Source organism: Acinetobacter modestus, assembly GCF_014636095.1.
GTDB lineage: Bacteria > Pseudomonadota > Gammaproteobacteria > Pseudomonadales > Moraxellaceae > Acinetobacter > Acinetobacter modestus.
The window spans coordinates 239,284-254,784 of sequence record NZ_BMDV01000001.1; the positions used below are offsets into that span (position 1 = coordinate 239,284).

The 15,501-nt window shown below is 37.6% G+C and carries 13 protein-coding genes, 1 tRNA gene and 1 riboswitch; of the genes, 9 read left to right on the top strand and 5 right to left on the bottom strand.

Features of this window, described 5'->3' with window-relative positions; genetic code table 11:
• Positions 1 to 106 precede the first annotated feature (106 nt).
• The 5 genes from uca to IEV17_RS01240 all read right to left on the bottom strand — a co-directional run bounded on the left by uca (position 107) and on the right by IEV17_RS01240 (position 7,316).
• Positions 107 to 3,709, bottom strand: coding sequence for an urea carboxylase (gene uca / locus IEV17_RS01220; RefSeq protein WP_004662523.1), 3,603 nt, complete (start codon positions 3,707 to 3,709; stop codon positions 107 to 109).
• 10 nt (positions 3,710 to 3,719) lie between these two features.
• On the bottom strand, positions 3,720 to 4,364 hold the full coding sequence (locus IEV17_RS01225) for an urea amidolyase associated protein UAAP2 (RefSeq protein WP_004662524.1): 645 nt from the start codon (positions 4,362 to 4,364) through the stop codon (positions 3,720 to 3,722).
• A gap of 16 nt (positions 4,365 to 4,380) precedes the next feature.
• On the bottom strand, positions 4,381 to 5,118 hold the full coding sequence (locus IEV17_RS01230) for an urea amidolyase associated protein UAAP1 (RefSeq protein ID WP_004662526.1): 738 nt from the start codon (positions 5,116 to 5,118) through the stop codon (positions 4,381 to 4,383).
• A gap of 47 nt (positions 5,119 to 5,165) precedes the next feature.
• A riboswitch (guanidine-I (ykkC/yxkD leader) is annotated at positions 5,166 to 5,261 on the bottom strand.
• A gap of 209 nt (positions 5,262 to 5,470) precedes the next feature.
• Positions 5,471 to 6,727, bottom strand: a complete 1,257-nt coding sequence (gene glyA, locus IEV17_RS01235) for a serine hydroxymethyltransferase (protein ID WP_004662528.1) — start codon at positions 6,725 to 6,727, stop codon at positions 5,471 to 5,473.
• A gap of 241 nt (positions 6,728 to 6,968) precedes the next feature.
• On the bottom strand, positions 6,969 to 7,316 hold the full coding sequence (locus IEV17_RS01240; RefSeq protein ID WP_004662530.1) for a hypothetical protein: 348 nt from the start codon (positions 7,314 to 7,316) through the stop codon (positions 6,969 to 6,971).
• A 397-nt stretch (positions 7,317 to 7,713) separates the two neighbouring features.
• Here IEV17_RS01240 and IEV17_RS01245 point away from each other — a divergent pair, with 397 nt between their 5' ends.
• The 9 genes from IEV17_RS01245 (at position 7,714) to mltB (ending at position 15,417) form a co-directional block, all read left to right on the top strand.
• Positions 7,714 to 8,406 carry a 3'-5' exonuclease gene (locus tag IEV17_RS01245; RefSeq protein ID WP_004662531.1) on the top strand — a complete coding sequence of 231 codons (693 nt, stop codon included), beginning with the start codon at positions 7,714 to 7,716 and terminating at the stop codon, positions 8,404 to 8,406.
• 140 nt (positions 8,407 to 8,546) lie between these two features.
• Positions 8,547 to 9,119, top strand: coding sequence for a hypothetical protein (locus IEV17_RS01250; RefSeq protein WP_004662533.1), 573 nt, complete (start codon positions 8,547 to 8,549; stop codon positions 9,117 to 9,119).
• Between the two features lie 119 nt (positions 9,120 to 9,238).
• Positions 9,239 to 9,314, top strand: a tRNA-Arg gene (locus tag IEV17_RS01255).
• Between the two features lie 528 nt (positions 9,315 to 9,842).
• Positions 9,843 to 10,778 carry an ABC transporter ATP-binding protein gene (locus tag IEV17_RS01260; RefSeq protein WP_004662535.1) on the top strand — a complete coding sequence of 312 codons (936 nt, stop codon included), beginning with the start codon at positions 9,843 to 9,845 and terminating at the stop codon, positions 10,776 to 10,778.
• On the top strand, positions 10,775 to 11,548 hold the full coding sequence (locus IEV17_RS01265; RefSeq protein WP_004662537.1) for an ABC transporter permease: 774 nt from the start codon (positions 10,775 to 10,777) through the stop codon (positions 11,546 to 11,548). Before IEV17_RS01260 ends, IEV17_RS01265 begins: the two co-directional genes overlap by 4 nt.
• Positions 11,545 to 12,363: an NADPH-dependent 7-cyano-7-deazaguanine reductase QueF gene (gene queF / locus IEV17_RS01270; protein WP_004662540.1), complete on the top strand. Its 819-nt coding sequence runs from the start codon at positions 11,545 to 11,547 to the stop codon at positions 12,361 to 12,363. Before IEV17_RS01265 ends, queF begins: the two co-directional genes overlap by 4 nt.
• Positions 12,364 to 12,396: 33 nt before the next feature.
• Entirely contained in the window at positions 12,397 to 13,056 is a 660-nt protein-coding gene (locus tag IEV17_RS01275; protein WP_004662541.1) for a hypothetical protein, read from the top strand.
• A gap of 197 nt (positions 13,057 to 13,253) precedes the next feature.
• A complete protein-coding gene (gene rodA / locus IEV17_RS01280) occupies positions 13,254 to 14,396 on the top strand; it encodes a rod shape-determining protein RodA (protein WP_004662543.1) in 1,143 nt (380 codons plus the stop codon).
• A 19-nt stretch (positions 14,397 to 14,415) separates the two neighbouring features.
• The gene (gene mltB / locus IEV17_RS01285; RefSeq protein WP_004662544.1) at positions 14,416 to 15,417 is read left to right on the top strand and encodes a lytic murein transglycosylase B; all 1,002 of its coding nucleotides are present in this window, start codon (positions 14,416 to 14,418) and stop codon (positions 15,415 to 15,417) included.
• Positions 15,418 to 15,501: the final 84 nt, after the last annotated feature.

Here is a 15,501-nt window from a genome sequence, read left to right on the forward strand (position 1 = left end):
CACGCTGTTTTTGATGAGTAAATCATTTAAAAAAGATGAAAAATGCACATAAAAAAAGCCCTAAGTTTCATCATAGGGCTTTTTCTGCATCATAAATTTTGTGATTTTATGCTGGCGCAAGAGTAAACAAAGCTTGCCCTGTTTTTACCGTCTGTGCTTTATCAATCAGAATGGTATCAACTTTCATTTTTGCTGGTGCGATGATGGGAATCTCGATTTTCATAGCTTCAATCACAGCAAGGATTTCGCCCTCCTCGATGATATCACCCACTGAACACTCAATTTTCCAAACTGATCCCGGCATGTGTGATTCCACGAGCATCCCACCATCTGGAATACTAATTTCAGTATCATCAATCAAAATATCGATCTGATCCGAGACATATTCAGCTAGCCCCGCTTCATGCCATCTTTGTCTTTCAGCTTCAAAATTAGATTGCTGAACTTGTTTGAACGCGCCAATACTTTGTTCATTCTCTTTTAGAAATGCATTGTAATCTTTAAGGTTCAAAACACCTTCTTCAATGCGTAACTTTAAACGACCCGCTTTAAATGATTCACGCATTTCTAACAGTTCTTGTTCAGATACTTCATAGAATCGAATCTGATCAAAGAATCGTAATAGCCACGGTTTATTTTGTTCAAAATTAGGATTTTGACGATAACGGCTCCAAACCTGTGTCGTTCGCCCAACAAACTGATAACCACCCGGTCCTTCCATGCCATACACACACATATATGCACCACCGATACCAACTGCATTTTCAGGTGTCCATGTACGTGCTGGATTATATTTTGTCGTCACCAAACGATGTCTAGGATCTAAAGGTGTTGCTACAGGTGCGCCAAGGTAAACATCACCTAGCCCCATCACGAGATATGACGTGTTATACACCACATCTTTAACGGCTTGCTTCGATTCCAAACCATTAATACGGCGAATAAACTCAATATTATCAGGGCACCATGGAGCATCGGGTCTTACCAGTTGCGTATATTTTTCAGTGGCAAGTTGCGTTTGAGAGTCTTCCCAAGCGAGTGGCAAATATACCGTTCTCGATGCAACCTGCATGTTTTCTATGTCTGGTAACTCACTTTCGGCAGCCTGCAATAATTTCAATAATTCAAGCTGATCTAAAATTGTTGAATCAAAATGAATTTGTAAAGATCGAATGCCCGGTGTTAGATCAATGATGCCTTTTATATTTTGTTGTTGAACCCACTGCATCAAAGCATGAATACGGAATCTCAGATTTAAGTCTAAAACCAGTTCTCCGTATTCAACTAATAAATAATGATTCCCAGCAGGTCGATACGTTACTTTAGGTTTATCCTCAGCTTGTTCTAAGGTCGCCAAGACAGCATTTGCTAATGTAATTTCTTCTGATTCAATTTGTGGCTGATAATTTAACTTTGCCGTAGTTTCATCCGCCATTGAAGCTTGATAACGCTGTTCTAAGCGTTGTGCTTGCACGTAACTCACAGGGATAAACTTAACTTTATCTCCTGCTTTTAACTGTCCAAGCTTCCATAATTCAGAATTTATAACCACAGCAGGACACACAAATCCACCTAAACTTGGGCCATCAGGTCCTAAAATAATCGGCATATCCCCTGTAAAATCAATTGCACCGATTGCATAAGCGTTATCATGGATATTCGAAGGATGTAATCCTGCCTCTCCACCATCAATACGAGCCCATTCAGGTTTAGGTCCAATTAAGCGAACCCCTGTACGACTTGAGTTGAAATGGATTTCCCACTCTTGCTCAAAAAACATAGAAATATCATTTTTGGTAAAAAAGTCAGGTGCTCCATGTGGGCCATACATCACCGCAATTTCCCAGTTAGTTTGAAATATCGGTATTTGTTCTGGGTTTAAGGAGACTGATTCTGTCTGCTCCAATGCAAATATTGGCAACATATCTCCAATAAGTAAATTTCTACCTGCATGACCTCCAAATTGCCCTAACGTAAATGTCGCTAAACTGCCTAAATATTCAGGAACATTAAAGCCCCCTTTTATTCCAATATAACTTCGGCAACCCGTAACGACACGACCACATTTTAAAACTTGTCCTTTTGAAACATGGATCGTTGACCACATTGGAATAGCTTGACCATCTAAGCTGGCTTCCATGTCGCCACCCGTCAATACGATCTGGCTATTACAATGAAATTTCAGCGTCGGCCCTTGCAATGTGCACTCTAAACCAGCCGTGTTAAATGCATTACCAAGCAGTTGATTGGCTACATTCAAGCTTAATGCATCCATAGCTCCCGAAGGTGGAACACCGACGTCCCAATACCCTAATCGCCCCGTTACATCTTGGATGGCTGTTTGAATACCTGCCTGTAACACTTCTATTTTTTGTGTTTTCCATGCAAAAGTATTTAAAAAACGTGTTGTTTGCGTGCCTTGCTTAAACGTTTCAGAATCAATAATTTCCTGTAAGTATTCTAGGTTTGTTTCAACCCCTGCAATCTCAGTAACACTTAGGCTATTTTGCATCGCCAATATTGCATGATCACGGTCTTTGGATGTCACAATAATTTTAGCGATCATTGGGTCATAAAAAGAGGAAACGTTTGATCCCGTTTCAACCCAAGTTTCTACACGAGCGGCTGGATCAAATGCAACATTCGTCAATAAGCCTGCACTCGGTTGGAAATTTTTAATTGGATCTTCAGCATATAATCTGACCTGAATAGAATGCCCTGAAGATTGCAATTTTTGCTTGGGTGCTTCCCAATCGCCACTTGCTAAGGTCACCATCCATTCTACTAAATCAACGCCATACACTTGTTCAGTTACACCATGCTCAACTTGTAAGCGTGTATTAACCTCCAAGAAATAAAACGCTTGACTATCGGTGTCCATGACAAATTCAACTGTACCCGCTGAACGATATTGCACAGATTCCATCAGTTGAATTGCAACATTTTGAATATATTGACGTTGCTGATCATCTAAATGGGGTGCTGGCGTTTCTTCAATCACCTTTTGATTACGACGCTGAACTGAACAATCACGCTCACCGAGAGCAATGACATTTCCTTTGCCATCACCAAAAATTTGAACTTCGATATGACGTGCATTTTGAACAAATTTTTCTAAATACAATCCTGCATCTTTGAAATTGGCTTGTGCAAGATAGGAGACCGTTTGATAAGCATCTTTCAATTCGGTTTCATTCCAAACCAAACGCATCCCAATACCGCCACCACCAGCAGTACTCTTGAGCATAACAGGATAACCAATTAAATCTGCTTGTTGAATCGCATCCGCTTGATCAAGCAATAATTGACTACCGGGCAATAAAGGTACATTGTTTTGAATTGCTAATTCGCGAGCGGTATGTTTAAGACCAAAATCAAGCATTTGCTGGGCAGTTGGTCCAATAAAAACAATTCCATTTTTCTCACATAATTCACTAAAAGCCGCATTTTCTGATAAAAAACCATAACCCGGATGAATCGCTTCGGCATCTGATGCTTTTGCAGCAGCCAGAATCTTATCAATATTTAAATAGCTTTCTTGCGCAGATGAAGGACCAATAAAAATCGCTTCATCTGCTAATGTGACGTGTAAAGAATCTCGATCTGCTTCTGAGTAGACTGCAACAGATTGAATACCTAATTTTTTTAATGTACGGATGACTCGACACGCAATCGCTCCACGATTGGCGATTAATACTTTATTAAACATAATTCGCCCCTCAAGCTTCACGTACAATTAATTGAATTTTTGTCGGATTGTAGGCATTACATGGATTATTCAATTGTGGGCAATTTGAAATTAAAACAATCAAATCCATCTCTGCTTGCAGCTCTACATATTTCCCTGCTGCTGATACGCCATCTTCAAACTTTAAATTTCCTTCGGTGGTTACAGGAACATTCATAAAGAAGTTAATGTTTGGACCAATATGACTGACGTTCAGTTGATGTTTTTTTGCAATCGGATGCTGAGCTAAGGCATACATAAAATTATTGCGGCAACTATGCATTGGATACTTATCATGTGCATAGCGCACCGTATTACTTTCACATGAACACGCCCCACCCAATGTGTCGTGTCTACCACAGTTATCATCTACAATAACCGCTATGGGACGAGCATAATTACTAAATAGCACTGTGCCTTTTTCGAGATAAATTTGTTGATTTTGCGCTAGTGTGTCTGTGGCACTATATCGTTCATCTGGATTTTCTGCGCTGATAAATAAAGTATCAACAGCTTGATTACCTTCTAAATCTACAATTCTAAAATACTGTCCTTTTTTAACCTCGCACATCCACGCTTCACCTGCTGGGCATACTTCATCAAGGACTGCTTTTTCGAGTTTTTGTAATGCTGACATCTTAGTTCTCCAATCCTTAATTTGATAATGCGTAATAGCGTTTATTGTTGGCAAAACCACGTTGATTTTGCGGACATGAGTCTTTGCAAATATCAATTTCGGTTAGAGGATTGGCTTTAAATAATCGCAGCTGAATATCAGCAGGTTGATAAGTTTCTGCTTGATCTAACGGATGTAGTGCCGCAGAAAGAAAGACCAAACAATCCATCTCAAAGCGTAACTCTATTATTTGATGACTATTATCATTTTTGAGATAAGTTAATTTTCCATTATCATCAGGTTGAACCTTAGAAAATAAATTAACTGTGGCTGTCAAATCAGCTTGTCTTAAGCCAAATTTGGTTAGCTCAACCAATAAACTGTCTAATCCATTCTGAAACATATCATTACGTGCTTGTTGGAAATTTTGCTTTCCATATTTTTTTTCAATCTGTGCTGCTGTACTTGGGCCACAAAAAACATCATTCCAACCGTGATCATCTTTTACAATAGATGCCATTACCCGACCTAAATCTGAATATAAAACATGTCCAGTTGACAAAAATGCGGTGTGCTGTGCCTTTAAGCTGTCTGGCATATTAAAACGTTCTAGTTTTTCTTCCGCATTTACGCAAAACAAAGCAAGATTGGCATTTTCATTGAGTGCTTCGAGCTGTAAAACAGTCCCTCTTTGAATGCGACCAGACCAATGATGTCCGCCCGGTAATTTTTCATCCCAAAGTATTTTATTGTCGTGATAAGACGATTGATTCATAACACACCTCTTGCGGATAATTTAACCTCGTAATGGCAAAATGCCTGATCTCCCGGGCTTTTATCCCTCCGTGTAGTTCTATCGAACCGTTATCTCTCGGACCAGTCATGTTGATCAACATCGGAACCCTAGACAACTTTTAACTATATTTAGATGAAGCAAAAGACATGCCAAATAAGTATTACTATTTTTCATATTCGTAATACTTATTTGATCATTTTTAGGGATGATTTAAGAAAATAGATAAAAATTAGCACCAATATGATGCTTTGGAAGAAAATACTTAATTGGGAATTTTTAGAAAGTTTGAATAAAAAAAAGCGCCTGACGGCGCTTTTTTTAAATATACAAATTAATTTGCATATACAGGGAATTTAGCACAAACCGTTTCAACTTTAGCTTTAACATCAGCGATAACTTTTTCATCACCTTTGCTATCGATAATGTCAGCGATCCAACCTGCAAGTTCACGAACTTCAGCTTCACCAAAACCACGAGTTGTTACAGCTGGCGTACCAATACGAATACCAGAAGTCACGAATGGAGAACGTGGATCATTTGGAACAGCGTTTTTGTTTACTGTGATATGAGCAGCGCCTAACCATGCATCAGCGTCTTTACCCGTTACATCTTCTTGTTTAATTAAAGATAATAAGAATAAATGGTTATCAGTACCACCAGATACAACATCATAACCACGAGCAATGAATACTTCAGCCATTGCTTGAGCATTCTTAACAACTTGCTGTTGGTAAGTTTTATATTCAGGTGCCATAGCTTCTTTAAAACAGATTGCTTTAGCAGCAATTGCGTGCATTAAAGGACCACCTTGGTTACCTGGGAATACAGCTGATTGAAGTTTCTTCTCGATTTCTTCGTTTGCTTTCGCAAGAATTAAACCAGAACGTGGACCACGAAGTGTTTTATGTGTAGTCGTTGTCGTTACATCAGCAATTTGAACTGGGTTTGGATACACACCAGCAGCAACTAAACCAGCAACATGCGCCATATCAACAAAAAGGTAAGCACCAACTTTATCCGCGATATCACGGAAACGTTGCCAATCTACAACACGGCTATAAGCAGAGAAACCAGCTACGATCATACGTGGCTTATGTTCTAAAGCTAAACGCTCAACTTCTTCATAATCGATTTCACCTGTTTCAGGGTTTAAACCGTACTGGATCGCATTATAAGTTTTACCAGAGAAGCTAACCTTAGCACCATGAGTCAAGTGACCACCGTGAGCCAAGCTCATACCTAATACTGTATCACCAGGATTAAGAAGCGCTAAGTAAACTGCTGAGTTTGCTTGTGAGCCTGCGTGTGGTTGTACGTTTGCATAATCTGCACCAAACAACTCTTTTGCACGGTCAATTGCAAGTTGCTCGATAACGTCAACATATTCACAACCGCCATAATAGCGTTTGCCCGGATAGCCTTCTGCATATTTGTTAGTAAGTTTTGAGCCTTGAGCTTCCATTACAGCTGGTGAGCAATAGTTTTCAGAAGCAATTAACTCGATGTGAGCTTCTTGGCGGTCGCCTTCAGAAGCGATCGCTTGAGCTAATTCTGGATCAAATTCAGCAATAGAGATATTGGCAAACATTAGCGGAGGGTCCTATAAATTAGGGCTTTTAAGCCGTGCTAAAGATTGGTGCGAATTATAGCATGAAGTTTGCTGTTACAGAGCTTGATATTTATTTAATTATTCGTGAATTTCACTCACATTTCACTAATAATTTTATTCTCCTAGAGTTAATTAATTCCTTTTATCTAATTTTAATATTTCTATTGAGAATCGCACAGCTCAAACCCTGAAAAAATAGGGTTGAGCTGTATGTTATTGCTTATTGATTGATGATTTGATTGGATGGCAGGAGCACATTAACATCATTCACGATATTTCCAATATTTGTGGAATATGCTGTTGTATGATCCCATTCTCCGACTCTGTAATTAGAACTAGGAATTGCAGTTCCTACAGATTTAGCTGAGTTAACCAAAAAATCAGTCACAGGTTTAGGTACTGTTTTGTCTAATGTCCCTTGGTAAATAATAATTGGAGTCGACACTTTTTTCTGCAAAGGTTGAGAATCTGTGGCTAAAAAACTTGTAACACTTGGAATTGACATAAAGTTAGTTTTTGTACGTGGGTAACCCTCAAGAGTCTTATTTTTGTCTAAATAAATCCCCATTGCATTACCTAAATTCTGACCTAAAGCCTGATAGCAAACTGAATTTTCTGAAGAAGTCTCAGCTGTTGCTGCTATTTCATCTGTTGGAGAATTAAAGACATCACTAAATTTTAAGCTTGGATACTGATTTCTTAAACTAGCTAATCAATGATATTCATAGTTCTCAACGATTCATACGAAATTTATTAAGGTTATTACATCCACAAGAATTACGCCTATTACGAAATTGTTTCAAGTATTTTTTTTATATCCTTTTATGTTTGCTTTTTATTTACGCAATACATCACTAATTTATTTAAAATCCAATCAATATACGCATGATTAAGCACAGCTCATCCTAAATTTCTTGTAAGATACAAAGTCTGAGAGACTATCCTACCCAATTAGGTTCAACTTTATGCAAGCCATTATTTTAGATACGGAAACACATACATTAAATGGTTTGCCTATAGAAATTGCTTACGCGCCAATTGAAATTGAGCGTGGAAAGCTAAGCTTAGACAAGAAAAAGATTTTTGATCAGCTGTATCAAGTTGGTCAACCTATCTCTTATGCCGCGATGGCAGTACATCACATATTAGAATCAGATCTAGCTGATCAACCTTTTTACAGTGAGTTCCGCCTGCCTGAACAAACCCAGTATATTATTGGTCATAACGTTGATTACGATATTACAGCTATTGCAAAGTGTGGCGTAGATACATCAAAAATTAAGCCAATTTGCACCTTAGCACTTGCACGTCGTGTTTGGGAAAATGCGGAAGCACATAATATTTCAGCCTTAATTTATCTCATCTCAAAAGGGAGTGATAAAGCTAGAGAAATGCTCAAAGGTGCTCATAGAGCTGATGCTGACATTATTTTAACGGCTAATATTTTGATGCATATCATTCATCAATTAAACATTGAAAACATTGAACAGCTTTATATAGCTTCAGAAGAAGCTCGTATTCCGAAGAGTATTACTTTTGGTAAACACAAAGGTACTGCGATTCAAGATCTTCCAGCGGATTATATCCAATGGCTTTTACGCCAAGACGATCTTGATCTCTATTTACGTAAGGCATTGGAAACAAAATTAGTTAGATAAGCCCTCTTAGAAAATCTTTTAAATTATTTTCCAATCATTTTAATCAAGACAATGATATTTAATAAATTGTTAACATTATTGTCATTTTTTAACCTTATCTTAATCCTCATGCTAGATCTTGGGCTTGTGGGGATTAAGAAATGTCTAATTTTTTTAAAACGGAACTCGGGCAAAATGCCCTGCAACAACGTGATAGTGCTTTAACTGCACGGCAGCGTCGTTTATTGCTTTTGATTGATCATGAAGATTTTCAAGAACTTGATCATGGATATAAAGAAAGAATAGCACCTACAGAATTAGTTCAACAACTGATTGATATGGGCTTATTAGCACATCAACAACCCGAATCCATACATATTGAAGAAGAGGTTACAACAGCAGACAATAATACTTCTACAGCAATCCCACATATTCAACCAGATCAAAATAAAAATATATTTAACCCAACAGAAAATTTAGAAGCAGAAAATATTACGTTAGAAAAACTTCCTTTTGTTGAAATTCAACAAGTTATGATTCAAACCTTAACAACGTACTGTGGTTTGATGGCGCGACCATTGATACAAAAAATACAGATGATCAAGAACCTACAGCAATTAAAAGCTTGCCAAATGCAATGGATTACTTTTCTACAAGAATCAAGAATTCCTCCAGCACAATTGAATCAAACATTAAAGTTGATTAATTATTCAGTACAGCATTTGCAAACATGATTTAAATATTTTGGCAATTAAGGTTCAAAATCGTTGTTTTAATAAACAATAGATCATATTGATTACGTCTTTATGTTTACCTCTATGTATTTTTTGCCTATGATGTGCCACACATGTATGCGCTCATAGCTCAACTGGATAGAGTACAGGTCTCCGAAGCCTGTGGCGTGGGTTCGAGTCCCGCTGAGCGCACCAAATTCGTTTTTCAATTCATATCAAAACCATTGCACAATAAGAACTCTTAATTTAAGTTTATTATCATAACTTCCCATGCTTTCCCAACTATTACCGTAATTGATGCGGTAAAGATTGCGGTAAACCTTAAATTACTCAAAAAAGTTACCGTAAAGATGCCAAAACAAGTCGTTGGCTTTTCTCTATTATTAATTAGCTGTATTTATTTAATTACTTTTTAATAAAAATTCTTCTTTTTCAAAATCAATTTATCGTTAAGTCTTAATCTAACAACAAAAGTCTTAAAAACTACGCTCTATTGCTTACGATTATTTTGATAATCTTACCTATAGTTGATGCAATCATTAAAGACTAAGATTCTGATATTAAATAAAAAATTTTCATATTTAACAATTTAAAAATAAATCATTTTGCAACATTTTCGAATTAATCGTTCTATTTCTAAAACGCCAGAAACCTATTTTTCTACTTGGTTTATTTTTTCATATCACTCAAAATAGTCATTCTATTTAACAACGTGAGACGTTCATGACTGATGCTTTGGTGTTGAGCGATTTGTCCAAAACTTATCGTAATGGTTTTCAGGCGTTAAAAGGTATTGATTTGACCGTACCTGAAGGTGAATTTTATGCATTATTAGGTCCTAATGGTGCGGGTAAATCCACAACGATTAGTATCATTAGCTCTTTAACCAAAAAAACATCGGGTACAGTGGAAATCTTTGGGCATAACTTAGATACTCATCCATCCCATGCGAAACAATGTCTTGGTGTTGTTCCTCAAGAGTTTAACTTCGGTCAATTCGAAAAAACTTTCGATATTTTAGTGACACAAGCAGGTTATTACGGAATTCCCAAAAAACTTGCTGAACAACGTGCTGAATATTATTTAGAAAAACTCGGTTTATGGGAAAAACGTAATATTCAATCACGTATGCTTTCAGGTGGTATGAAGCGTCGTTTAATGATTGCACGTGCCATGATGCATGAACCTAAACTTCTTATTTTAGATGAACCAACTGCTGGTGTAGATATTGAGTTACGTCGTTCAATGTGGGATTTTCTCACTGAGATGAATGAAAAAGGCACATCAATTATTTTAACGACGCATTATTTAGAAGAAGCTGAGATGCTTTGTCGTCGCATCGCAATTATTGATCGTGGTGTGATTAAAGAAGATACCACCATGAAAGGCTTTCTTAATCAACTGAATGAAGAATCATTCATCTGTGACCTCGCTGAACCCATTGAAAATTTGCAACTGGATATCATCGGCTTCAAATTTAATTTAATTGATCCAATGACATTAGAAGTCACCATGGATAAAGCCCATAGCATGAATGACTTGTTTTTACTATTACAATCACAAAATATTCAAGTCAGCAGTATGCGTAATAAATCCAATCGTTTGGAAGAATTATTCGTGAAAATGGTCGAGAAGAATCTTGCTGGAGCGAATCAGTGAACTTTAATCAATTAAAAACAGCACTTTGGACTTTGGTTGTTAAAGAAATTCGCCGTTTCATGCGGATATGGCCACAAACTTTGTTACCACCAGCAATCACAATGAGCCTATATTTTGTAATTTTTGGCAACTTAGTTGGTTCTCGTATTGGTGAAATGGGTGGCTTTAGCTACATGCAATTTATTGTGCCAGGCTTAATTATGATGGCGGTGATTACAAATAGCTACGCCAACGTTTCTTCAAGCTTCTTTAGTGCTAAATTCCAGAAAAGTATTGAAGAACTCATTATGAGCCCCGTACCATTACATTTAATTCTTTGGGGCTATGTGATTGGCGGCGTTAGTCGCGGTGTCTTGGTTGGTCTAATTGTAACCATCATGAGTTTATTCTTTACTCACTTGGAAATTTATAATCTATTCGTGACTATATATACTGTCATTATTACTTCACTATTATTCTCGCTTGGTGGTTTCATCAATGCGGTTTATGCGAAGTCATTTGATGATATTTCTATTATCCCGACTTTTGTATTGACTCCACTTACCTATTTAGGTGGCGTCTTTTATGCGATTAGTGCGCTTAGCCCATTTTGGCAAAATTTATCTTTAGTCAATCCAATTGTATATATGGTCAATGCTTTCCGTTTTGGCATTTTAGGACACAGTGACGTCAATGTAACTTTCTCGTTGAGTATCGTTACCCTATGCTGTGTTGTGCTCTATGCAGTTGCTTATCATTTATTAGCTCGTGGTTCAGGAATGCGTGAATGAGTGTTGAACATTCTTTATTGGGCAAAGACACCCAATACCCTACTCAATATCAGCCCAATGTTTTATTTCCAATTTCCCGTGCTGAGTCTCGTCAACAGTATTTGCATGTTGAAGGGATTACTCAGGGCAAAGATTGGTGGCATGTATTTGAAATTTCATGGTTGAATAGTCTTGGGCTACCACAAGTGGCAATTGGTCGTTTAACTTTACCCGCCAACTCACCCAACTTAATTGAATCAAAGTCACTTAAACTTTATTTCAATAGCATGAACTTTACTCAGTTTGAGTCTCAACAAGCTTTTGTCGAAACGGTTGAACGTGACTTATCCAATACGGCGGGTGGAAAAGTTGAACTACAATTATTCCAAGTTGATGATTTAGAAATTTCTAAACCGCAAGGGATTTGTATTGATGATCTCATCCCTGAGCGTCTATCTGAACATCCAGATTCAACTCTATTAAAGTTAGATCCTGCAACGACCGAAGAAAGTGTTGAAATTGAACTTTACTCTCATCTTTTAAGAAGTAATTGTCCAGTCACAGGACAACCAGATTGGGGTACGATTTTTATTCGTTTTCAAGGTAAAAAACCTTGTTATCGCAGCATATTAGCCTATATTATCTCGTACCGTCAGCACAATGGTTTCCATGAGCAATGTGTCGAGCAAATATTTGCTGATATTTGGCAATTGCTTCAACCAGAAAAACTGATGGTCTATGCAACTTATACTCGTCGAGGGGGCTTGGATATTAACCCATGTCGAGTATCAGATTTGTCATGGATGCCAGAGCCAATTCGCTTGGCACGACAATAAAACGAATAAATTTGATATAGAGGACGTTCTTCAATGACCAGTTATTTCGGTATTCTTCCATCTGCAGCGTTGAGCCAGGACATTCAACTTGCACAAGCCAACCGTGATAGTAAAGAGCCACAGTACCCTTTACGTGACAAAATTTCTCTACAGCTTACTGATGAGTTAATTGACACCATGTTGGTTCATTTGGTTCAACAATTTCCACCAAGTGATAAACGAGATACAACTGAAGAACTCGCACAAAAGATTCGTAGTATTGTTTCTACATTAATGAAGCAATTATTAGGCAAAGCTTCTAATGAACAAGTTTTAGAATCATTGGCATTTATGGAAAAAAGCTTGTTTACTGATAATGAAGGTAAACAACGTATTGGTACTGCACTACCTGATGCACTTGTTTCTGAAATGAAAAAGAGTTTTGCTGAAGTCGCTGCTGGAAATGGCAAAGAACAACGTGATGCTTTAACACGTCAATTTAAATCTTTTGCTGATGCGCTCATTCATCACTTTATGACTGAATATAACAAGACTCTAGGTCTTGGAATGGTAAAACGTGGTGTTGCAAGCGTTGCAACAAGTGGCGTAGAGACAGCTGTTCATATCGTTATTAAAAAATTAATCCCGAGCTTAAGCCAAGTTGAACTCGAAGTATTTACTAAACACTTCGATCAGTTATTGGTACAAAAATAAGTTCGAGATAACGAGAAAGCGATGATTGCAAAATCATCGCTTTTTTTTATGCGCGTAAATAACAAATGCAAGATAATCTATCCCGTATAAATTGTAAGATTATTTTGCTTTTTACACGATACACAAAGCCTTGCTTTGGTCCTGATCACGTTTATGTTAGCATTCGCGAAGCCTTGATTTACCTGATTTAGAATCACATGTCTCCAAGCTCACAATACAAATTTTTACGTCAAGCACCTCGTGATGGCTTAAGTACAGCTGCACAGCCCTCTCGTTGGCAACAATTGCATATCGATCCTTGGCTTTGTTCTTTTTTGGTTCTAAATGCCTTACTTGGACTCACTGTTTTATATAGTGCTTCTGCCCAAGATGTCGGACTAGTCAGTAAGCAAGCAATGAGCTTTGGGATTGGCTTTGTTGTTATGTTTAGTTTGGCTCAAATCCCCCCAAAGGTATATCAGGCATTTTCACCTTATTTTTATGTCTTTGGTGTACTTTCCTTAGTGGCAGTCGTCATTTTTGGTGAAGTCCGTATGGGAGCACAACGTTGGATTGATATCCCAGGCTTCGGCAGTGTGCAACCCAGTGAATTTATGAAGATTGGCATGCCAATGATGATTGCTTGGTTTCTATCACGAAAAGCATTACCTCCGAGCCTTTCACAAGTTGTACTGTCATTAATGTTGATTGTCGTACCTTTTCTACTTATTGCAGAACAGCCTGACTTAGGTACATCACTACTGGTTCTGGCCAGTGGTATTTTCGTACTGTTTTTAAGTGGTTTATCTTGGCGACTCATCGCTGCAGCCGCAGGTCTAGCAGCAATTATTATTCCAATTGCTTGGGAATTTTTACTGCATGATTATCAACGTCAGCGTGTTCTTACATTATTAGATCCTGAAGCAGATGCTCTAGGCACAGGTTGGAACATTATTCAGTCTAAAACTGCGATTGGCTCAGGAGGATTCTCAGGTAAAGGATTCTTAGAAGGCACCCAATCTCATCTACATTTCTTGCCTGAAGGTCATACCGACTTTATTATTGCCGCTTATTCTGAAGAGTTTGGCTTAATTGGCGTCACACTGCTTATTATTCTTTATTGTGCAATTATCTTTAGAACATTCCAAATTGGATTGCAGAGCTTCCATAACTATGGTCGCTTGGTAGCGGGCGCATTTGGTTTGTCATTTTTTGTTTATGTATTTGTAAATGCAGGTATGGTCAGTGGTATTTTACCCGTAGTTGGTGTGCCTTTACCCTTCATGAGTTATGGTGGAACGGCAATTATTACCCTGATGTCTACTTTTGGACTGGTTATGTCTATTCATACACATCGATAATGAGGAATTTTATAAACATATGTTTCTTCCTAATTTAAATAAAATTTTTAAATTGCTTGGTTTGAGTGCCAGTTTATTTGTCAGCAGTAATTGGGCTCAAGCAAATGAATTTTATACACATCCGAATTACTTTGCTTTTAAGCAGAAAGCAATGTCAACTTATAATTTAACAAGTGAACAAATTGATGCAGCCATGAGTGGCGCTAAAGATTTACCTAATATTCTCAATATCATGACTCGCCCAGGCGAAAGTAAACCTTGGTATGAATATCGTTCAATGTTTCTTGTTGATGGCACTATTCAACGCGGGGCAAACTTTAAAAATCAATATCAAGATGCGTTGAATCGTGCTGAACAGCAGTTTGGTGTACCTAAAACAGTCATTCTGGGCATTTTAGGTGTAGAAACAGGTTATGGTGCAAATAAGGGCTCTTTCGTCACTAGAGATGCGCTTGCGACACTCGCTTTCGGTTATCCTCGTCGAGCAGACTATTTTAGCGATGAACTAGCAGCCTTGATCGCTTGGACTTATAAAGAAGGTTATCCAACAAATAGTATTGTTGGCTCATATGCAGGTGCTATTGGTTATCCGCAATTCATGCCAAGCAATATTCAAAAGCTAGGCGTAGATTATGATGGAAATGGTCACATTGATTTAAGAAATTCTGCAACAGATGCTATTGGCTCTATTGCTAACTATTTAGCTCAACATGGTTGGCAGCGCGATCGGCCAATTGGGTTTCCAGCCCGTTACTTAGGCAACAACCCAGATAGTATTATTTCCAAGGATTTAACCCAACCTATTCCTTATGGAGAGTTGAAAAGATTAGGGGTTTCCCCTGTTGACCCTTTGGTAAAAATTGATGATTTAGACTTAGTGAATGTCATTCAATTACAAGACCAATTTGGTCCAATTTACTATATTACTTATCCAAATTTCCAAGTAATTACGACCTATAATAAAAGTCGTATGTATGCAACAGCAGTATGGTTATTGGGCACCGAAGTAGCTAGTCGATAGACTAGCTTTTTTATAACATTCTGAAAAGTCAATAAAAAAATAAAGCAAAAAGGTCACATATTCAGCAAAAAATATATTTTGTTA